Genomic DNA, 19,306 nt, shown 5'->3' with positions numbered 1-19,306 from the left:
GATATAGAGAAAGTAGTGGAATGCAAATACAATAAAACAAAAAAGGCTCAATATTGAGCCTTTTTTGTTTTTACTATTTTAGCGAATTATTATAACATTTTCAAGAAGTTAACTTCTAATTCTGTTAATTTTCTATATTCACCTCTTTGTATTGTTTTCTTTGTAAGTCCAGCAAAAGAAACACGATCTAAAGCCTCTACCTCATACCCTTTCTCTTGGAAAATACGGCGTACAACACGGTTCCAACCAATGTGTAGCTCTATACCAACTTCATTTTTTGGTCGACCTTCGATAAAAGAAATCGCATCAACAACTGCAATTCCTTCAGGAATTAAGCGTACACCTTTTTTGATGTCAGCCATATCGTTAGCTGTTAATTTCTTATCCAATGTCACATGATATATTTTCTTAATATCGTGACTTGGATGCGTTAATTTCTTCGTTAAATAACCATCGTTCGTAAACAATAAAACACCTGTTGTTTGTCTGTCTAAGCGACCTACAGGGAAAATACGTGCTGTAGTTGCATTAGCCATTAAGTCCATAACTGTTTTACGTCCTTTTTCGTCATTTGAAGTAGAAATAAACCCTTTAGGTTTATTCAATACAAAATAGACATTTTTCTCTGAAGAGATTTTACGACCATCAAAACGTACTTCATCATCGGGTTGTACTTTATACCCCATTTCTGTAATCACTTGACCATTCACTGTAACGATTCCAGTTTTGATCAACTCGTCAGCCTCTCTTCTGGATGCAATCCCTGCATTCGCTACATATTTATTTAAACGAATAGTCCCGTCATCAACTGGTGCTTTTTTTAACCTTTTTACAAAAGGTTTTTCACCTGGTTTACTGAACGTCTTTTTTGGTCCAAAACTTTTCTTTCCTTCTTCTGTTGGTTTTCCTCCAAAAGTTGGTTTGCTTGAGCCAAAAGATGGTTTACCACCTTCTGTTTTTTTAGCTCCAAAACTTGGTTTACTTCCTCCAAAAGACGGTTTTCCTTTCCCTGAAGATGGTCGTGAAGAAGAATTTCCTCTTGCTGACCCACCTTTTCCACGATTGTTCCCGCCTTGGGAATTTCTGTCGTTGGATTGATTTCGTCTGTTATTCATTTGAATTTGATTAATTTATGCGCTTGTTAAAATTTTGCGCAATAGTTTGCAAAGTTAAGGGATTTATTTCGATTAATACGATACTAAATACACCTGCAACAATCATTCCTTTAAAAAAATAATGTAAAATCTTATATTCTTGCATAGTTTTGATTCTCCAAATGATAAGTAAGATCAAGGTAAATGCAATATTTGCTGCAATAAAAAAATATTTCATAGCACCCACATCATTTTTTATCAAAATAATAAAACCAATGATTAATTCGATAATAATTAAACCAGAAATTAAAATTTTGGTAAAATCTATTCCATATTTGATTGGAATCGAGTCGTAATTATAAATTAAATCTGCTTTCTGAGAGCTCAAATCTTTTACGATATCGGTAATCAACAACAAAATGGTTAAATATGTCGCGTGTAATGCAAGATTGAATGTAAAATGGTCAAAATAAATGAGTAATGCAAAAAATGGCATGACGCGAATAATAACCAAATAAAAATTTTTAATCAATGCAAAACGGTTAATCTTGTGGCTATAAAACCAAACTAAAAATTGATAAACGAAGAAGAAAATAAAAACACGCCAAGAAATCAAAGCCGCAATAAATAAAGCGAGTAAATTAAGAATGATATAAACAGTTAATTTAAAGCCTTGCGAAACTTGTTTTTGCAAATATACTTGCATCGGACGTTTGAGTTCGTCTTTCTCTAAATCGTAAAAATTATTGATAATATAGCCAGCTGCAACGCAAAGAATAGAGCAAAGTATTAATCCATCTAATTTAGGATTAGTTAGCAATTCTCGGTGGCTAACATCGGGTGCAAAAATAAAAAGTGCGGCAAGATATTGTGCTAAAATTAACACAATAAGATTGTAACCACGAACAACAGAAAATAATGCAAAAATTTTTAAGATTATTTTCTGTATGTTCATAAATTGTATTTTAATAAATTATTTTATTAGAATTTGTAGATAACTTCTGTCTGAAAGTCTTTCAAATAACTTTTTGCTTTGTCATAATCTTGCGTAAATCCAAGAACGTAACCACCGCCACCAGAACCACAAAGTTTTAGGTAATAGGTATCTGTATCAATTCCAGTTTTCCAAGCGTCCACCAATTTTTGAGGAATCATTGGTCTAAAATGTTCATAACCCCAAGCAGATAATTTCTGAAGATTAGCAAAAAGCGGATTGTATTCTCCCTTTACAAAGTTTTCGATACAAGCATTGTTGTATTTGATAAATTCCTCTTTCAATGTTTTACGGAAACCTTCTTTTTTCATCTTTTCGAAGAAAATGTGAATCATTGGTGCAGTTTCTCCAGGAGTTCCTGAATTGATTAAGAAAACAGCTCCTTTTCCATCTTCTTTTGCAGAAGGCAAACCAATTGTCGAAATATCGTCTTTAGATTGTATTAGTAATGGAATATTCATGTAACAAATCAAAGGGTCAATTCCAGAACTTTTACCATGAAAATGAGATTCTAAATTTCCAAAAAGCGCTTTTAACTCACTTATTTTTTCTTTGTTTAGATGTTGATTGATATCAATTTTATTCAAGGCATATTTGTCATAAATAGCTGCGACCAAAGCGCCCGAACTTCCTACGCCATATCCTTGTGGAATATTAGAGTCGAAGTACATGCCGTTTGCAACATCTTCTGAAAAAGATTTTGTATCAAAGGTATCGGCAAAATTTTCTTCTAAAAATTTTGCATAATTTTTTAAGTGAGCATTTGATTGTTCTGCTATTTCAGAAGGTTCAAATTTTAATGCACCTTGGTAAAAATTATAAGGAATTGTTAATCCTTTCGAGTTCTCAATAATTCCATATTCGCCAAAAAGTAAGATTTTGGCATAAAATAATGGGTTTTTCATTCCACGCTAAAATTGGTCTTGCAAATCTACAAAATTTAAGCCAATCTTTTCTCAATTCGTAAAAGACTTTTGGTTTAAGAAATTGTAAATCACCTTTATTTGAAATCAATCGAATTATTTTTTCGCTTTAGACTTATTTTGGAATATATTTTGACTAATTATTTTAAAATAAATTAATTAAATTTTGATTAAGGTGAAATGATTTTAAACGAATTAAGACTAAAAATAGAGAATTAATGTATTAAAATATATAAATTTGCGCCATGTATATTACTGAATATTTATCAAACGAAGTTAAACCCGGAAAAGTTAGTTTTTCTCCAAGTCAGCTTTTAGAAGTTGTACAGGAGAATAGATTGACGCATATACCTTTGTTCCAAGGATTGGATTTTGTTGGTAATATCTCGGATGAAGATTTGATCGAATTATCTCTTAACGATGAAAAAGTGGATTACACTTCCTATTTAGAGCATTTTTATCTTTCGGAATCAAGTACGCTTTTAGATGCTATTCAGATGATGTACACGAATCAGGCGAATATCCTTCCAATTATCAATGAACAATCGCGCTATGTTGGTTGTATTACAGAAACGGATATAATCAATACATTAGCAAAATTTCCTTTTGTTGCAGCTCAAGGCGTCTCGATGTTAGTTTCTATTGCAGAAAAAGAGTTGTCGATGACTGCGATTTCTAATATTATCGAAGTGAATAATGGAAAAATTTTGGGAATGATGATTGTTGGTTACAAAGAAGATAGTGTTTATGTTTTGCTAAAATTTAGCTCTTCCAATTTGTTAGCGATTGGTGAAACATTTGAACGTTATGGATATCAAGTGATTCAGAAATTTTATAACGACGAAAAGCAAGAACTTCTACAAAGTCGTTATGCACAACTATTAAAATATATGAATACCTAATGATAAAAGTTGCACTTTTTGGACAAAAAACAAGTACGTCTTTAACGGATATTATTCCACCATTTATTAATTATTTAGTTCAAAATGAAATTACTTTTTGTGTTGAACAAAACTTTCTTCAAATTTTAAAAGAGACAACTGATTTTCATAGCGAAAATGTAGAAACCTATACTTCTTATGAAGATCTTGACAAATCAGTCATGTTCTTATTCAGTTTTGGAGGAGACGGAACAATATTGTCTGCGACAACAATAGTGAAAGACTCTAACATTCCGATTATCGGTGTCAATACAGGTCGATTAGGTTTTTTAGCAACAATTAATAAAAATGTATTGTTAGAACAATTAGATAGTTTTTTCAATGGACAATACAATATTATTCCAAGAACTTTATTGACAGTAAAAAGAAGTGATGGTGTAGAAATTGAAAATAATTTTGCCATTAACGAAGTAACTGTTGTTCGACGCGAAACCACGAGTATGATAACAGTTGATGCTTATTTAAACAATGAGTTTTTAAATTCTTTTTGGTCCGATGGTTTGATTATATCGACACCTACAGGTTCTACAGGATATTCGTTAAGTTGTGGAGGTCCAATTGTACATCCTTCTAATCAAAACTTTGTGATAACACCGGTCGCACCTCATAATTTGAATGTACGTCCATTGATTGTGTCTGAAAATGAAAAAATTGACCTAAAAATACGCAGTCGTGCCAACGAATATTTTCTTTCCTTAGATTCTCGTAACTTTCCTTTAACAACTGATGTTGAGTTAACCATACAAAAAGCAGACTTCAAAATTTTAATTGTAGAAGCTATTGACGCGACTTATTTCACAACTTTGAGAGAAAAAATGCTTTGGGGTTCGGATAAAAGGAATTAAAATTTACAATAAAACTTCTTAATTTTTGTTAAATCAGTTACGTTGAATTGACTTTTGTTTATATTTGTTCGAATTTAAAAGAAACTAAAAAGCAAAAGCCGAAAAAATAACACAACATATGAGGAGATTATTTTTGTTTGTTTTTATACTATGTTTTTCGCAATTAGCAGTTGCGCAAAGGCATGAACTCGGAGTTTTTGCTGGTGGTGCAAATGTGATTGGCGATATTGGTAAAGCGAATTATATAAATCCTTTGCCAACAAAAACAGAACCAGGTGGAAAAATATATTTCCCTATTTCGATGGGCGCATTGTATCGTTTTAATATAAATCCACAAATGGGATTTAGAGCAAATGTTTCTTATTCAAAAGTTGGGGCAAGTGACCATCGTTCGAAAGAGTACTATAAATTAAAAAGAAATAAAAATTTCAGAAATAATATTGTAGAAGGTTCTTTGATGTTTGAGTATAATTTTTTTAACATCAATGATGATCAAGAAACAGCACAATCGCCTTATATATTTTTTGGTGTAGGGGCTTTTTCAGCAAAAGGCAAAGAATATGATTATGATTCAACAGTTTCAACAGAATACCCAAGTGGAAAAATTATAGAAAAATCAAAATACAAAACCAATTTATCTCTTCCTTTTGGAGTAGGATATAAAGTAAGGTTTAATTACAGTTGGATTTTGTCTTTCGAAACAGGTATTCGTTATACAAGTGTCGATTATTTAGATTACAATGTAGGTGAATTTTCAACAAATTTTACTGAAGCAATAGATAATGGAGATTTATCTTCTGAAGAGTATAAAAAAAGAATATTTGGAAATACATCGAATAAAGATTGGTATGTATTAACAGGAATTTCCTTAACATATAGTTTCGGACGACCTGCATGTTATTGCGATTAAAAATAAAATGAAAGACAGTTTAGAAGAACAAATAGATAAAAACAATCTACCTCATCACGTTGCAATCATAATGGATGGTAACGGAAGATGGGCGAAGAAGAACGGAAAGGAAAGAACTTTCGGACACAAAAATGCGTTGGGAGCTGTACGATCTTCAATAGAAACTTGTCGAAAATTAGGTATAAAACATCTGACACTCTATGCATTTTCTACTGAAAATTGGAACCGTCCAAAATTAGAAGTCAATGTTTTGATGACTTTATTAAGTTCTGCAATTAAGGACGAAATAAATGAATTGCACAAAAATGGCATTCGATTGAATGTGATTGGAGATTTATCAAAATTACCAAGCAAAGCATTCAAAGATTTGACTAAAGCAATGGAAAAAACAAAAGACAATACAGCTTGCATTTTAACATTAGCATTAAGTTATGGTTCCAAAGAAGAACTATTAAATGCAATGAAATCTATTGCTCAACAATACAAAGACGGTGAAATATCCGACTATGATTTTAATGAAGAATTAGTTCATAAAAACTTATATACACACGATTTACCAATGGTAGATCTTATGATTAGAACAAGCGGCGAAACCAGAATTAGCAATTTCTTATTGTGGCAAATTGCCTATGCAGAATTGTATTTTACAGAGGTTCTGTGGCCTGATTTTAATGAAGAAGAATTTTACAAAGCAATTTTAAATTACCAAAATAGAGAACGTAGATTTGGTAAAATAAGCGAGCAACTAACGAACTAATCGAACTGAAATAGAGGATTATGAAGAAAATTTTTTGGACAATGTGTATGCTTGGTGCTTACATGGCTCAAGCGCAAGTCGTAGATTCTACGAAAACCATTGATTCAACACAACAAGATAATTTTGTCTTAGATTATAGCAATTCTAAAACTTTCAAACTGAAAGATATTATCGTAACGGGAGATTCTAAATATTCTAAGAATCAAATTATTCGTTACGCAGGTTTTGCTATCGGTGAAGAGATAGAATTACCAGGTACAAAGGTGAATAATGCTGTAAAAAAATTATGGAGATCTAATATTTTCTCTGACATCGATTTGTATGTTAGCAAAATAGAAGGAGACGAAGTAACTTTAGAGCTAGCCTTAGTTTCAGTTCCAAGTTTAGGAGAAATCAAGATGAACGGAGTTAAGAAATCTCAGCGCGAAGATTTAATCAAACAAAATAAATTAAATCCAGGCGTTAAGATTACACAAAGTTTAATCAATTCAACAAATAATAGAATCAAAGATTACTATACTGGCAAAGGTTATCCAAACACAACAATTAAAGTAGATCGTCAACCAATCGAAGGAAAAGAAGATGAAGAAAACATTACATTGGATGTGAATCGTGGAGAGCGCGTGAAGATTAAGAAAATTATTTTCGAAGGAAATGAAAACTTAACTTCTGCTCGTTTGCGAAAAAAAGGAATGAAAAATACCAAACAGAAATCAATTAATATTTTCAAATCATCTAAAATGATTCCTGAAAAATTCCAGGAAGATTTGAAAACATTGGTAGAAGAGTATAAATCTGTAGGTTTTAGAGATGCAAAAGTTGAGTCTTATGATATCGAGAAAGTTGATGATAAAAACTTATTGGTTAAGATAAAAGTCAACGAAGGAAAACCTTATTTCTTAGGAGATGTTACGTTTTCTGGAAACTCTATTTATACATCTGAGCAATTGCAACGAATTTTTGGTTACAAAACAGGCGATCGTTATGATGCAGTAGGTATCAACAAAAAGATCTCAGGATCAGAAAAAGACGACGATATTTCGACATTGTATATGGATGGAGGTTATCTTTTTGCACGTGCTATTCCAGTAGAGAAAAGTGTAAAAAATGATACGATTGATCTTGAAATTAAAATTTTCGAAGGAACGCAAGCGACACTTAACAAAGTTACGATTAATGGTAATACAGAAGCTCATGACCATATTTTATACCGTGAGTTGAGAACAAAACCAGGAGATTTATTCTCTAAATCAGACATCAAGCGTACGATGATGGAGTTAGCTTCTTTGGGATATTTAGAGCCAACGCAAATTGTTCCAGATATTCAGCCTAATCAAGACAATAATACAGTTGACATTGAATGGAAAGTTGCACCAAAATCATCTTCTCAAGTAGAATTGCAAGGAGGATATGGAGCAGGTACATTTATCGGAACGTTAGGATTAACATTTGGTAACTTCTCTCTGAAAAATATTTTCAATAAAAAAGCATGGAAACCAATTCCAATGGGAGATGGTCAACAATTATCTTTGAGAGCACAAGCTGGTAATGGATATAGCAATTATAGTTTTTCTTTTGTAGAACCATGGATTGGCGGAAAACGACCGACTGCTTTATCAACATCTGTTTACTATTCTATGTATGATTACCGTGATAACTATGGTGAAAAAGCGAAGTTAGATATCTTGGGTGCATCTGTAGGATTAACAAAGTTATTAACTTGGCCAGATGATTACTTTAGATTATCAAACTCTATTTCTTATCAGTTATATAACTTTGATAACTATGCGATGTCAGTGGGTAATATGCAATATGAAAACGGTTCGTCGAACAACTTAAACTATACAATAGGTTTATCGCGTAACTCAGCAGGACCAGATCCAATTTTCCCACAATCAGGATCAGAAATTAATTTATCATTTACGACAACTGTTCCTTATTCTGCTTTTAAAGAAAAGGATTATACAAAAATGGACGATGTCGAAAAATTTAAATGGTTAGAATACTATAAATTTAAAGCTAAGGCTTATTTCTACAAAGAATTAACAGGTAAATTAGTTTTAAAAGCTGGTGGAGAATTTGGAGTTTTAGGTACATATAACCGTAAAATTGGAACGATTCCTTTCGAACGTTTTTACTTAGGAGGAACAGGACTTAATCAAAACCGATTTGATGGACGTGAAATTATTTCTTTAAGAGGTTACGAAGATGCTTCTAACTCTGGAGGTCAAAATGGAGATATCACACCAGAAGGAGGAGGTACAATCTACAATAAATATTCGTTAGAATTACGTTACCCAATTACGATGAGCCAGACAGCAAAAATTTATGCCTTAACTTTTGCTGAAGGAGGTAATGTTTGGAACAATACAAGCGAATTTAAACCGTTTGAATTAAAACGTTCTGCAGGTGCAGGGGTACGTATTTACATGCCAGCATTTGGTTTATTAGGATTTGACTTTGGATATGGATTTGATAAAGGATTTGGACAAACAGAACGCTCTGGATGGCAAACTCACTTTATTATTGGACAACAGTTCTAATAAATTATGTAAATTTGTATAGAACTTTTTGGCATAGTTTTAGAATTAACACACTCAGAATATGAAAAAATGGATTAGCTTTATAGCGTTGTTCTTTGGATTTGCAAGTTTAACTTTCGCACAAAGATTTTGTTACGTAGATTCTCAATATATTTTAGAAAGTTTACCAGAGTATACATCATCTCAAAGTAAATTAAAATCTCAAACAGAATCTTGGCAAAAAGAAATTGAACAGAAAAAAGAAAATTTAGTTAAATTACAAACTGAATTTGAAGCTGAAAAAATTCTTTTAACAGCAGAACAAGTTAAAGAGCAAGAACAAAAACTAGCGGATGAAATTGCGGCTGTAAAAGTTTTACAAGATAAACGTTACGGGCCAAATGGAGATTTAGTAAATTTGAGACGATCAATGGTAAAACCTTTACAGGATCAAATTTATAATGCAACAAAAGAAGTTGCAGACAAAAGAGGTTATAGTTTTGTTTTTGACAAAGGAAGTGATTTGATCATGATTTACACGGATCCAAAATTTGATATCAGCCGAGAAGTTTTACATACGCTGAGACCAGATTTGAAACCAACTAATTCAAAATCGAATTCAAATTCTAAAACAAGAAAATAAAAAAGAAACACAAGTAATACAACAAGAAAATAAATTTTAAAACAAATTAGACTAGAAATGAAACAAATTAGATTGATAGCAGTATTTACAATGATGGTTTTCGGTAGCGTTTTATCATTCGCTCAAGAAATTGCACATATTGATACGCAAGCGGTTATTGAATCAATGCCAGCTTATAAAAAAGCAGAAGCAGATTTACAAGCTTTAGGTAAAACTCACGAAGCAAAAATAACTAAATTACAAGCTGATTATAAAACTTTTATGGAGGCAGCTCAAAAAGATTTAGCTGGTAAATCTCAAGAAGAAGCTCAAAAATTAATCGCTGCTAACAAATACCAAGAAAAAGAGCAAGAAATGCAAAAGAAATACGAAACTTATGCAAAAGCTGCTCAAGAAGAAATGCAAGCGAAAGAAAAAGCTTTAATGGATCCAATCGAAAAAAGAGTGATGGATGCAATTAATGCTGCAGCTGCTAAAAAAGGAGTTAAATACGTTTTACCTGCAGGTGTATTAGTTTACAAAGCTGGAGGATATGACTTATTAAACGACGTTAAAAAAGAATTAGGATTATAATTTTAAAAAATTATTAATATCTTCAAGCCACTATTTTAGTGGCTTTTTTTATATATGAAAAGAATTTTAGTTACAGGTGCGAATGGTCAATTAGGTCAATCCATTTTAGAACAATCTAAGACTTACAAAGAAATTGAATGCTTTTTTGTAACTCGAAATGAATTAGACATAACGAATGAAGAGTTAATCAAACATTACTTCGATGATAAATCATTTGATTTTGTTGTCAATTGCGCTGCATATACAGCTGTAGACAAAGCCGAAGATGAGCAAGAAAGTGCTTATTTGGTTAATGCGAAAGCAACCGAATTTTTGGCTAAAATAACAAATGAGAAAAAAATTCCGTTCATTCATGTTTCGACAGATTATGTTTTTGATGGAACTGCTTCTCAACCTCGTATGGAAACAGATCAAACCAATCCAATTGGCGTATATGGTCAAACAAAGTTGGAAGGAGAAAATTTAGCTTTAAAAAACAATCCGAAAACAATTATTCTTCGTACAGCCTGGGTATATTCAAGATTTGGAAATAACTTCGTTAAAACGATGCTAAGATTGTTTCAAGAGAAAGAATCGATTTCTGTTGTAGCTGATCAAATTGGTTCACCAACAAATGCGATTGATTTAGCTGATGCAATTTTAGAAATTATTTCGACAGATGAATTAACTTATGGAATCTTTAATTATTCAAACGAAGGAAAATGTTCTTGGTTTGAATTTGCGCAAAAAATAAAAGAATTTTCAAGTTCAACGATTGAGATTAACCCTGTTCCAACTTCAGCATATCCAACGAAAGCGAAACGTCCTGCGTATAGTTTATTGGACAAAACGAAGATCAAAGAAGTTTATCAACTTACAATCCCGAATTGGGAAGATAGTTTGAAAAAAGAATTGAAACATTTGTTATAATTTCATTTAATGATATAGCAAAAAAGCTCGAGAAATTCTCGAGCTTTTTGTATCTATTAATTAGGAATAATTGCTTAATCTAAAATCTCAAAACGAGTATAGGGCTGTAAAGCTTTCGGAATTTTAACTGTTCCATCAGCTTGCTGATGATTCTCTAAAATAGCGGCTAAAATTCGTGGTAAAGCTAATGCAGATCCATTTAATGTATGAGCCAATTGCGTACCATTTTCGTCTTTGAAACGTAATTTCAAACGATTTGCTTGGAATGTTTCAAAGTTTGAAACAGAAGAAACTTCTAACCATTTTTCTTGTGCTTCAGAGAAAACTTCAAAATCATAAGTTATTGCAGATGTAAATCCAGTATCACCACCGCATAATCTTAGGATACGATAAGGTAATTCTAAATCTTCTAAAATACCTTTTACATGTTCTATCATACCATCTAAAGATGCATACGAATTTTCTGGTTTCTCTATACGAACAATTTCTACTTTCTCAAATTGGTGTAAACGATTTAAACCTCTAACATCTTTTCCATAAGAACCAGCTTCACGGCGGAAACAAGGAGAATATGCCGTCAATGTAATTGGTAAATCTTCAACTTTTACAATTGTATCTCGGTAAATATTTGTTACAGGAACTTCCGCTGTTGGAATCAAGTACAAATCATCTTCACCAATATAATACATTTGCCCTTCCTTATCAGGTAACTGACCCGTTCCATAACCAGATGCCTCATTAACTACGAAAGGAGGAACAATTTCTGTATAACCAGCATCAGCATTTTTATCCAAGAAGAATTGTGTTAAAGCACGTTGTAAACGAGCACCTTTTCCTTTGTAAACAGGGAAACCAGCTCCAGTAATTTTAACACCTAATTCAAAATCAATGATGTCAAATTTCTTAGCAACTTCCCAATGAGGTAAATTTTCAGGTTTCGCAGCTGCAACTCCATGTTCAAAAACAATTTCATTATCGTCTGCATCTTTTCCTTCTTTTACAAGTTCATTTGGGATATTTGGAATTTGATATAAAATCTCTTTAACGGAGTTTTCGTAAGATGATAACAAATCTTGTAATTCTTTCGATTGTGTTTTTAAATCGACAGTTTTAATTTTTAATTCATTAGCCTCTTCCGATCTTCCATCTTTAAACAAATTACCAATTTCTTTTGCTAATTTGTTGGATTCAGCTAATATATTATCCAATTCAAACTGAGTTTTACGACGAAGTTCATCCACATTTAAAACTTCATCAACAAGATCTAATTGTTTGAAGTTACGTTTTTTAAGTCCTTCAATAACACGATCTTTGTTTTCTTGAATGTAAGAAACTACTAGCATATCTTTAATTAAATTTATACAAATGTATAAATAATAAATATTTTAGAATAGCGTTTAAACCATTTCACGCTAAAAATAGATAAAAAAGACATTTTTAGCATTAATTAAAGACTGAAATGAATAAACATAAGAAGTATTGTTTTTTACAAAATAATTTTAAATTTTGTAAAATATTTTTCAAGAACTTCATTTACAATTACTTAATTTTTAAAATATATGAAAATGATGTTACAATTATATTACATTGATTTTACATGACGAAGATCAGTTTTCGAAATAAATTTGTCAAAGAAAATTAATCGAAATTATTAATTAATTAAAACAATAAAAAAATGAAAAAGTTTTTCGCAGTAGTTGCAGTAGCAGCATTATCTTTAGGAGCAGTATCTTGTGGTGAGAAAAAAGCAGAAGAAACTCCAGCAGCAGTAGATTCAGCAGCAGTAGTGGTTGATTCAGCAGCGGCAGTAGTTGATTCAGCGGCAGCAGTAGTAGACTCAGCAGCGGCAGTAGTTGATTCAGCAGCAGCTAAAGTAGAAGCTCCAGCAAACTAATTGAAATAATTCAATCACATAAAAAAACCACTCATTTAATGAGTGGTTTTTTTATGTCGTTTTACGATGTAGATAACGAGTTAACTTGATTGAAAGATCCAATAATATAATTTTAGAATTTCCATTTCGTTCGATGTGATACGAAGCCTCAGTTATTTCTTTTAAAATATCTTCGATGTTTGCTCCATGAATAAACGGTGCAAAACCTTGCCATTTAAAACCTTCAGCATTTATTTGTAAAAAAACTAATTCCTCAGATTGATAGTTTTTTAATAAGGCTTGACGAAAAATTTCGGAGCAATAATTTAAAAAATCTTTTTGTTCACTGCGCGACCAACTTGCAATTTGATTTGACCAATCAATCAAGTCCTTCAAAACAGTTGGTGTTTTTGCTGCCATAAATGCTTTTCGAACCCAAGTGACAAAATATTTATCAAATAAATGTTCGTCATCATTCAACTGATGCAATGCTTCGCGTAAATTTCCCTGTGATAAAAAGGCGATATGTTGCGCTTTTTCTGTAGTAATATTCTTCTTCTCAATTAAATAATTTTGAATATCAGCTTGAGATAAGCGAGGAATTTTCACCAATTGACAACGGGAAGTTATCGTTTGCAAGATTAAATCTTCATGTTCTGTTACCAGTAAAAAAAGTGTTTTGAGAGGTGGCTCTTCTATAATTTTTAACAATTTATTCGCTGCTGCAGTTGTCATTTCCTCTGCTTGCCAAATAATCATTATCTTATATCCACCTTCGTAACTATTTAAAGCAAGTGTTTTTACAATTTCGTCTGCTTCATCAACAGGAATAACACCTTGTTTTTTTTCTATACCAAGGTGAGACATCCAATCGGTTAAATTACCATAAACATTTTCTTCAACAAAGCTTCTCCAATCGTTTAATAAATACTTTGCAAGAGGCTTTTTGACATTTTCTGTTGCCGAATAAGGAAAAGAAAAATGTAAATCGGGATGTTGTAATTTATCAACTTTAAGATTACATTGTTCGTTATTCAATCCACACAAAACTTCTCTTGCATAAGCAAGTGCTAAAGCCAAAGTTCCTGAACCTTCTGGACCAGAAAAAAGCTGTGCATGGCTAATACGACCATCTTTTATAGATTGTTGAAGTTTGTTTTTAATCTCTTGTTGTCCAATTACATTTTCCCAAAGCATAAGCCAAAGTTACTATTTTTATTTTTCAGAATTAATCAAACTTTTTAAATGATTGATTTCTTCTAAATTAGCAATTCCAGAATCATCAATCATAGCAGAAGAATGAAAGTAAGTTGCTTGTGTAAATGAATCGATTTCTTCAATATTTGTCGAACGTAATCCACCACCAGGCATAATCGTAATACGATCTTTTGCTGTCTGTACCAATGTTTTTAGTTGCTGTTTTCCTTCTTCTACATGATGTGCTAAACCGGAAGTTAGAATGGTTTTAAAACCTAATTTGATAACCGTTTCTAATGAATCTTCTGCATCTTTAGTTCGATCAAAAGCTCGATGAAATGTACAAGGAAACGGTTTTGCGAGTTCAATCAATTTTCGATTTCGTTCAAAATCAATTTCATTTTCTTCATTTAAAATTCCGAATACAAAACCATCAATTCTAAAATTTTTAATCATGATAATTTCAGATTTCATTTGTTCAAATTCTTTATCAGAATAAATAAAATCACCTCCACGAGGGCGAATCATAATCATGATTTCTTTGTCTGTTTCTTTTCGCAATGTTTTGATGTCTTCAAATGTTGGTGTAATTCCACCAGAAGAAGCATCTGCACATAATTCGATTCTATCGGCATTCGATTTTGAAGCGACTAATGCGGAGGCTATATTGAAGCAAGCAATTTCTAATTTTTTCATTTTGTAATAGATTTTCCGTCAATCAAACGATTTCCACTTTGATCATAAACGGCAAAGTTAAAGCCTGGATGAATACAAAACGAACCATATTCACCTTGTTTGTTAATCGCGATAAAACCAACTTGAATTGCAGATAAATCTTTATTTCGTGATTCTGTTAACTTAATAATTCGATGTACTGCTTCTTTGCACGCGTTTTCTGGCGAATAACCTTGACGCATCAACTCAACAACCAAATGACTTCCCGCAATACGAATCACTTCTTCGCCATGACCTGTTGCTGTAGCTGCACCAATTTCGTTATCAACATATAAACCCGCACCAATAATTGGAGAATCACCAACACGTCCATGCATTTTATACGCCATTCCACTCGTTGTACAGGCTCCCGACAGATTGCCATGTGCATCTAAAGCAATCATTCCAATTGTATCGTGATTTTCGATGTTAATAGGCATTTGATAATTGGTGTCTTTCAACCATTCTTTCCATTCTTTTTCAGAAATATCGGTTAATAAATTCTCTTTCTTAAAACCTTTTTCTAAGGCAAATTGCAAAGCACCATTCCCAACTAACATCACATGAGGCGTATCTTCCATTACTTTTCGAGCGACTGAAATGGGATGTTTAATATGCTCTAAACCTGCAACAGAACCAATATTTGCTTGATCATCCATAATACAAGCATCTAAAGTAACCTTTCCATCTCGATCTGGACGACCACCATATCCAACACTTCTCTCATTAGGATCAGCTTCTACTAATTGCACACCTTTTTCCACCGCATCTAAAGCGGTTCCGTTTTTACCTAAAACTTTCCATGCTTCAGCGTTTGCTTCTATTCCGAAACGCCAAGTAGAAAGTACAATTGGTTTGGTAATTTTCGTAGATTTTGTATGTTTCGTTTGTGCACTTAGGTCTAATTTTGATGTACCTAAAAGTAGTCCCAAAGCACCTAAATTCTTTATAAAATTTCTTCTATTGTTCATGTGTTAATCGATTTCTAAAATGTATTAAAACAAATATAAATCATATTACTTAAAAATTATCGACTGATTTTTCTACCATTTCAATTCATTTTCAATTCACCTCTTTTTCGTAACTTTATATTCGAAATCGAAAGAAATGCAAACAGAAGTTCTAAACAAAACCTTACAAAACCGTTCTATTAATCCAACTGCAATGAGATTGTTGGTCTTGGACAAATTGATGCATGCAGAAGTTGCATTGAGTTTGGCTGATTTGGAAATTGCAATGGATCAGGCAGATCGAGTAACGATTTACCGAACGTTAAAAAAGTTTGAAGAAAATAAGTTAATACATTCGATTGAAGACGGAACAGGCTCTATAAAATATGCTTTGTGTGAATCGAGTTGTAAATGTACACCCGAATTTACGCATGCTCATTTTCATTGTAACAAGTGTAATCAAACCTATTGTTTACGAAATATTCACTTACCAGAAATTGATCTTCCCAAAAATTTTCAAGCAGAACAATCGTCTTTTATCTTGAAAGGAATTTGCGATCAATGTAAAGCCTAACTTTGCAACCAAATTGCATCAACCACATGCTAACTTTGCTGTCTTAAATGATTCATTATGGCAAATTGTAAGACTTGTTGTTCAACAGACGAACCTCAAAATCACTCTCACGAAGGTCACGATCATAATCACGAAGGTCATGACCATAATCACGAACACAACAATAGTAAAATTTTATTAGGAGCGAGTTTAGCTATTTTCTTTGCTGGAATATTTGTTCAATATGTGTTAAAGCCATCTTGGTTCGTAGATAATCAAACGATTCGCTTGATATGGTTCGCTATTTCTTATATTTTAGTAGCAGCACCTGTTTGGAGTGAAGCGTTTAAATTGGCTAAAAAATTAGACTTTTTCAATGAATTTTCATTGATGGGAATTGCAACTTTAGGCGCTTTTATTATTGGGGAATATCCCGAAGGTGTTGCCGTAATGCTGTTTTATACCATTGGTGAAATGTTTCAAGAAGCAGCAGTTAATAAAGCAAGAGGAAATATAAAAGCCTTATTAGATGTTCGTCCAGATACAGCGCATGTTTTACGAAATGGTCATTTCGAAACCATAAAACCACACGATGTTGCAATTGGTGAAACAATTCAAGTTAAAGTTGGAGAAAAAGTTCCGTTAGATGGAATTATGCTTTCGGATAAAGGGAGTTTTAATACAGCGGCATTGACGGGAGAAAGCAAACCTTCTACATATAAAACAGGTGAAACAGTTTTGGCCGGAATGTTAAATCTTGAAAACGTAATAGAAATTCAAACAACTAAAAAGTTTGAGGATAGTTCGATTGCTAAAATTTTACAAATGGTTCAGGATGCAGCTTCTCGTAAAGCTCCTACTGAATTATTTATCCGAAAATTTGCAAAAATATATACGCCAATTGTTTTCTTTTTAGCAACAGCTTTGGTGATCATTCCTTACTTTATTGTTGATAATTATGATTTCAATGATTGGTTATATAGAGGTTTGGTTTTCTTGGTTGTTTCTTGTCCTTGTGCATTGGTGATTTCGGTTCCGTTGGGTTATTTTGGTGGAATTGGAGCAGCTTCGCGTAATGGAATTCTAATAAAAGGTTCTAATTTTTTAGATTTAATGGCGAAAGTAAATACCGTTGTGATGGATAAAACTGGAACCATGACTGAAGGCATTTTCGATGTGCAGAAAATAGAAACAAATCTACCTCAAATGGAATTTTTACGCTTGGTTTCAGCGTTAGAAAAACAATCAACACATCCCATAGCAAAAGCCATTGTAGCCAATCATCCTTCTGATTTGAAGGCAATAGAAGTGGAAGAAATTTCAGGAAAAGGACTAAAAGGAAAAGTTGATGGTAAAATTGTTTTAGCAGGAAATACAAAATTATTGGATCATTTTTCGATTCAATATCCACAAGAAATACATGCTATTGTAGAGAGTATTGTTGTCGTTTCAATAGATCACAAATATGCTGGATATATTACAATTGCAGATAACATAAAAGAAGATGCACAACAAGCGATTCAAAAAATGAAAGCTTTGGGTGTCACGAAGACGATTATGTTGAGTGGTGATAAAGATACAATTACACAAAAAGTTGCACAAGAAGTTGGTGTTGATGAAGCTTTTGGAGGATTATTGCCAGAAGGAAAAGTAGAAAAAGTAGAAGCCTTGAAAAAAGATACAAATCAAGTGGTCGCTTTTGTAGGAGATGGAATCAATGATGCGCCTGTTTTAGCTCTTTCTGATGTCGGTATTGCAATGGGAGGTTTAGGAAGTGATGCGGCAATTGAAACGGCTGATGTAGTGATTCAAACCGATCAACCATCTAAAATAGCAACTGCTATAAAAATAGGACGCGAAACGAAAAAGATTGTCATTCAAAATATCATTTTAGCAATGGGTGTAAAAGTGATTGTATTATTACTTGGTGCCGAAGGAATTGCCAATATGTGGGAAGCCGTTTTTGCAGATGTTGGTGTCGCTTTATTAGCAATTTTGAATGCAGTACGAATTCAGCGAATGAAATTTTAGATCAACAAAAAAGCGACCAATGGTCGCTTTTTTGTTAAATATATAATTCCTTCATCAAATCTAAATCAATGTTCAAGATATCGGTTAAATAATTTTCAACTGATCCAAAATTCTGATTAATTGCTCGGTAAGAACTCTCCAAATATTCAGGTAAAACAGTTATTAAGTATTTATAATTCGGATCGATTTTTAAAATGTGCGCATACTTTTGTTCCAAATAGACATTAGAAGCTAAATAATCATCCATGATTGTATCAAAATCAACTTTTAATGCAGATAAAATCATCGCTGTTGCAAATCCTGTTCGATCTTTTCCGGCTGTACAATGAAATAAAATCGGCGTTCTGTTTTTGTGTTGTATGATATCAAAAAAGCTTTTGTATTGTGCCTGACAGGTTTTATCTAAAACAAAATCTTCATAAATTTTACACATAAAACTTTTTGGATTAGAAATACCAGCTTTAAATTCTTGCACTAACTCTTCGAAATGTCCAGATGAAATATCCAAATGAACTTCGTGATTACAACTGTTCGGAATATGATCTTGATTTTTTAAGCGTTCGTAAGTTGTGCGTAAATCTATAATTGTTCGGATTGGGAAATCATTCAAAACTTCTAAATCGTCATCCGTCAAATTAGCCAAATCATCTGATCGAATTAACAATCCTTTTCTTAAAATTTCATTTTGTGTGTTAACTATTCCACCTAAATCTCTGCAATTAAATCCGCCTTCAAGTGGAAGAGTTCTTTCACTTAGCGAGATTTCGCATAAAGTATTCTCCATTTTCTGTTCGTTTTTTAGGTTATTTTTCAATAGTTAAAAGTTACGGGTATTTATTTAGTTTAACGTATTAAAAAAACGATAAGTTTTTACTTT

The 19,306-nt window shown here is 32.4% G+C and carries 19 protein-coding genes; 11 read left to right on the top strand and 8 right to left on the bottom strand.

The features are described from left to right. Positions 1-89: 89 nt before the first annotated feature. The 3 genes from Q0616_RS11605 to Q0616_RS11595 are packed head-to-tail and all read right to left on the bottom strand — an operon-like array spanning position 90 to position 2,993. The gene (locus Q0616_RS11605; protein ID WP_260541707.1) at positions 90-1,115 is read right to left on the bottom strand and encodes a pseudouridine synthase; all 1,026 of its coding nucleotides are present in this window, start codon (positions 1,113-1,115) and stop codon (positions 90-92) included. Between the two features lie 10 nt (positions 1,116-1,125). Beyond that, on the bottom strand, positions 1,126-2,049 hold the full coding sequence (locus Q0616_RS11600; protein WP_284583033.1) for a geranylgeranylglycerol-phosphate geranylgeranyltransferase: 924 nt from the start codon (positions 2,047-2,049) through the stop codon (positions 1,126-1,128). A 26-nt stretch (positions 2,050-2,075) separates the two neighbouring features. Beyond that, a complete protein-coding gene (locus tag Q0616_RS11595) occupies positions 2,076-2,993 on the bottom strand; it encodes a mevalonate kinase (RefSeq protein ID WP_171623499.1) in 918 nt (305 codons plus the stop codon). Positions 2,994-3,256: 263 nt separating this feature from the next. Between Q0616_RS11595 and Q0616_RS11590 the strand changes: the two genes are divergently transcribed. The 8 genes from Q0616_RS11590 to rfbD all read left to right on the top strand — a co-directional run bounded on the left by Q0616_RS11590 (position 3,257) and on the right by rfbD (position 11,111). After that, positions 3,257-3,913 carry a CBS domain-containing protein gene (locus Q0616_RS11590; RefSeq protein WP_171623500.1) on the top strand — a complete coding sequence of 219 codons (657 nt, stop codon included), beginning with the start codon at positions 3,257-3,259 and terminating at the stop codon, positions 3,911-3,913. Then, a complete protein-coding gene (locus Q0616_RS11585) occupies positions 3,913-4,797 on the top strand; it encodes an NAD kinase (RefSeq protein WP_171623501.1) in 885 nt (294 codons plus the stop codon). The genes Q0616_RS11590 and Q0616_RS11585 overlap by 1 nt, the downstream gene beginning before the upstream one ends. A 118-nt stretch (positions 4,798-4,915) precedes the next feature. Next, on the top strand, positions 4,916-5,707 hold the full coding sequence (locus Q0616_RS11580) for a DUF6089 family protein (RefSeq protein ID WP_298777059.1): 792 nt from the start codon (positions 4,916-4,918) through the stop codon (positions 5,705-5,707). Between the two features lie 7 nt (positions 5,708-5,714). After that, positions 5,715-6,464, top strand: a complete 750-nt coding sequence (locus tag Q0616_RS11575) for an isoprenyl transferase (RefSeq protein ID WP_298777057.1) — start codon at positions 5,715-5,717, stop codon at positions 6,462-6,464. Between the two features lie 20 nt (positions 6,465-6,484). Beyond that, positions 6,485-9,007: an outer membrane protein assembly factor BamA gene (gene bamA, locus Q0616_RS11570; protein ID WP_225532487.1), complete on the top strand. Its 2,523-nt coding sequence runs from the start codon at positions 6,485-6,487 to the stop codon at positions 9,005-9,007. Between the two features lie 61 nt (positions 9,008-9,068). Continuing rightward, positions 9,069-9,629, top strand: coding sequence for an OmpH family outer membrane protein (locus tag Q0616_RS11565; protein ID WP_171623504.1), 561 nt, complete (start codon positions 9,069-9,071; stop codon positions 9,627-9,629). 57 nt (positions 9,630-9,686) lie between these two features. Further along, the gene (locus Q0616_RS11560) at positions 9,687-10,202 is read left to right on the top strand and encodes an OmpH family outer membrane protein (RefSeq protein WP_298777054.1); all 516 of its coding nucleotides are present in this window, start codon (positions 9,687-9,689) and stop codon (positions 10,200-10,202) included. Positions 10,203-10,256: 54 nt separating this feature from the next. Beyond that, entirely contained in the window at positions 10,257-11,111 is an 855-nt protein-coding gene (gene rfbD, locus Q0616_RS11555; RefSeq protein ID WP_298777053.1) for a dTDP-4-dehydrorhamnose reductase, read from the top strand. Between the two features lie 74 nt (positions 11,112-11,185). Here rfbD and serS read toward each other — a convergent pair whose 3' ends face one another. Next, on the bottom strand, positions 11,186-12,454 hold the full coding sequence (gene serS, locus Q0616_RS11550; RefSeq protein WP_284583025.1) for a serine--tRNA ligase: 1,269 nt from the start codon (positions 12,452-12,454) through the stop codon (positions 11,186-11,188). Positions 12,455-12,786: 332 nt separating this feature from the next. Between serS and Q0616_RS11545 the strand changes: the two genes are divergently transcribed. Then, entirely contained in the window at positions 12,787-13,005 is a 219-nt protein-coding gene (locus Q0616_RS11545; protein WP_171623508.1) for a hypothetical protein, read from the top strand. Positions 13,006-13,056: 51 nt separating this feature from the next. On the opposite strand, the gene Q0616_RS11540 is transcribed toward Q0616_RS11545, so the two are convergent. Genes Q0616_RS11540 through Q0616_RS11530 form a run of 3 tightly spaced genes read right to left on the bottom strand, consistent with a single transcriptional unit; the run spans position 13,057 to position 15,866 of the window. Further along, the gene (locus Q0616_RS11540; protein WP_298777049.1) at positions 13,057-14,181 is read right to left on the bottom strand and encodes a DNA polymerase III subunit delta'; all 1,125 of its coding nucleotides are present in this window, start codon (positions 14,179-14,181) and stop codon (positions 13,057-13,059) included. A gap of 18 nt (positions 14,182-14,199) precedes the next feature. Then, positions 14,200-14,877 (bottom strand): copper homeostasis protein CutC, encoded by a 678-nt coding sequence (locus Q0616_RS11535; RefSeq protein WP_225541360.1) that lies wholly within the window; start codon positions 14,875-14,877, stop codon positions 14,200-14,202. After that, positions 14,874-15,866: an isoaspartyl peptidase/L-asparaginase family protein gene (locus Q0616_RS11530; RefSeq protein ID WP_298777047.1), complete on the bottom strand. Its 993-nt coding sequence runs from the start codon at positions 15,864-15,866 to the stop codon at positions 14,874-14,876. Before Q0616_RS11530 ends, Q0616_RS11535 begins: the two co-directional genes overlap by 4 nt. A gap of 136 nt (positions 15,867-16,002) precedes the next feature. Between Q0616_RS11530 and Q0616_RS11525 the strand changes: the two genes are divergently transcribed. Both Q0616_RS11525 and Q0616_RS11520 read left to right on the top strand, forming a co-directional pair. After that, complete coding sequence (locus Q0616_RS11525; protein WP_171623927.1) at positions 16,003-16,419, top strand: transcriptional repressor; 417 nt, start codon at positions 16,003-16,005, stop codon at positions 16,417-16,419. A 57-nt stretch (positions 16,420-16,476) separates the two neighbouring features. Next, the gene (locus tag Q0616_RS11520; RefSeq protein WP_298777044.1) at positions 16,477-18,429 is read left to right on the top strand and encodes a heavy metal translocating P-type ATPase; all 1,953 of its coding nucleotides are present in this window, start codon (positions 16,477-16,479) and stop codon (positions 18,427-18,429) included. Positions 18,430-18,463: 34 nt separating this feature from the next. Here the strand turns inward: Q0616_RS11520 and Q0616_RS11515 are convergent, their stop codons facing one another. Further along, positions 18,464-19,213: a tyrosine-protein phosphatase gene (locus Q0616_RS11515; RefSeq protein WP_171623929.1), complete on the bottom strand. Its 750-nt coding sequence runs from the start codon at positions 19,211-19,213 to the stop codon at positions 18,464-18,466. Positions 19,214-19,306: the final 93 nt, after the last annotated feature.

Source organism: uncultured Empedobacter sp. (assembly GCF_937930195.1).
GTDB classification, from domain to species: Bacteria; Bacteroidota; Bacteroidia; order Flavobacteriales; family Weeksellaceae; genus Empedobacter; species Empedobacter stercoris.
The sequence above is the reverse complement of the archived record's forward strand: the minus strand, read 5'-3'. Positions and strand labels throughout refer to the sequence as shown.

What these genes read in the sequence shown, in the direction of transcription:
- rfbD (WP_298777053.1), top strand. Translation starts at nt 10,257, where the DNA reads ATGAAAAGAATTTTAGTTACAGGTGCGAATGGTCAATTAGGTCAATCC.
- Q0616_RS11580 (WP_298777059.1), top strand. Translation starts at nt 4,916, where the DNA reads ATGAGGAGATTATTTTTGTTTGTTTTTATACTATGTTTTTCGCAATTA.
- bamA (WP_225532487.1), top strand. Translation starts at nt 6,485, where the DNA reads ATGAAGAAAATTTTTTGGACAATGTGTATGCTTGGTGCTTACATGGCT.
- Q0616_RS11540 (WP_298777049.1), bottom strand. Translation starts at nt 14,181, where the DNA reads ATGCTTTGGGAAAATGTAATTGGACAACAAGAGATTAAAAACAAACTT.
- Q0616_RS11575 (WP_298777057.1), top strand. Translation starts at nt 5,715, where the DNA reads ATGAAAGACAGTTTAGAAGAACAAATAGATAAAAACAATCTACCTCAT.
- Q0616_RS11565 (WP_171623504.1), top strand. Translation starts at nt 9,069, where the DNA reads ATGAAAAAATGGATTAGCTTTATAGCGTTGTTCTTTGGATTTGCAAGT.
- Q0616_RS11590 (WP_171623500.1), top strand. Translation starts at nt 3,257, where the DNA reads ATGTATATTACTGAATATTTATCAAACGAAGTTAAACCCGGAAAAGTT.
- Q0616_RS11530 (WP_298777047.1), bottom strand. Translation starts at nt 15,866, where the DNA reads ATGAACAATAGAAGAAATTTTATAAAGAATTTAGGTGCTTTGGGACTA.
- Q0616_RS11595 (WP_171623499.1), bottom strand. Translation starts at nt 2,993, where the DNA reads ATGAAAAACCCATTATTTTATGCCAAAATCTTACTTTTTGGCGAATAT.
- Q0616_RS11535 (WP_225541360.1), bottom strand. Translation starts at nt 14,877, where the DNA reads ATGAAAAAATTAGAAATTGCTTGCTTCAATATAGCCTCCGCATTAGTC.
- serS (WP_284583025.1), bottom strand. Translation starts at nt 12,454, where the DNA reads ATGCTAGTAGTTTCTTACATTCAAGAAAACAAAGATCGTGTTATTGAA.
- Q0616_RS11545 (WP_171623508.1), top strand. Translation starts at nt 12,787, where the DNA reads ATGAAAAAGTTTTTCGCAGTAGTTGCAGTAGCAGCATTATCTTTAGGA.
- Q0616_RS11560 (WP_298777054.1), top strand. Translation starts at nt 9,687, where the DNA reads ATGAAACAAATTAGATTGATAGCAGTATTTACAATGATGGTTTTCGGT.
- Q0616_RS11520 (WP_298777044.1), top strand. Translation starts at nt 16,477, where the DNA reads ATGGCAAATTGTAAGACTTGTTGTTCAACAGACGAACCTCAAAATCAC.
- Q0616_RS11605 (WP_260541707.1), bottom strand. Translation starts at nt 1,115, where the DNA reads ATGAATAACAGACGAAATCAATCCAACGACAGAAATTCCCAAGGCGGG.
- Q0616_RS11525 (WP_171623927.1), top strand. Translation starts at nt 16,003, where the DNA reads ATGCAAACAGAAGTTCTAAACAAAACCTTACAAAACCGTTCTATTAAT.
- Q0616_RS11600 (WP_284583033.1), bottom strand. Translation starts at nt 2,049, where the DNA reads ATGAACATACAGAAAATAATCTTAAAAATTTTTGCATTATTTTCTGTT.
- Q0616_RS11585 (WP_171623501.1), top strand. Translation starts at nt 3,913, where the DNA reads ATGATAAAAGTTGCACTTTTTGGACAAAAAACAAGTACGTCTTTAACG.
- Q0616_RS11515 (WP_171623929.1), bottom strand. Translation starts at nt 19,213, where the DNA reads ATGGAGAATACTTTATGCGAAATCTCGCTAAGTGAAAGAACTCTTCCA.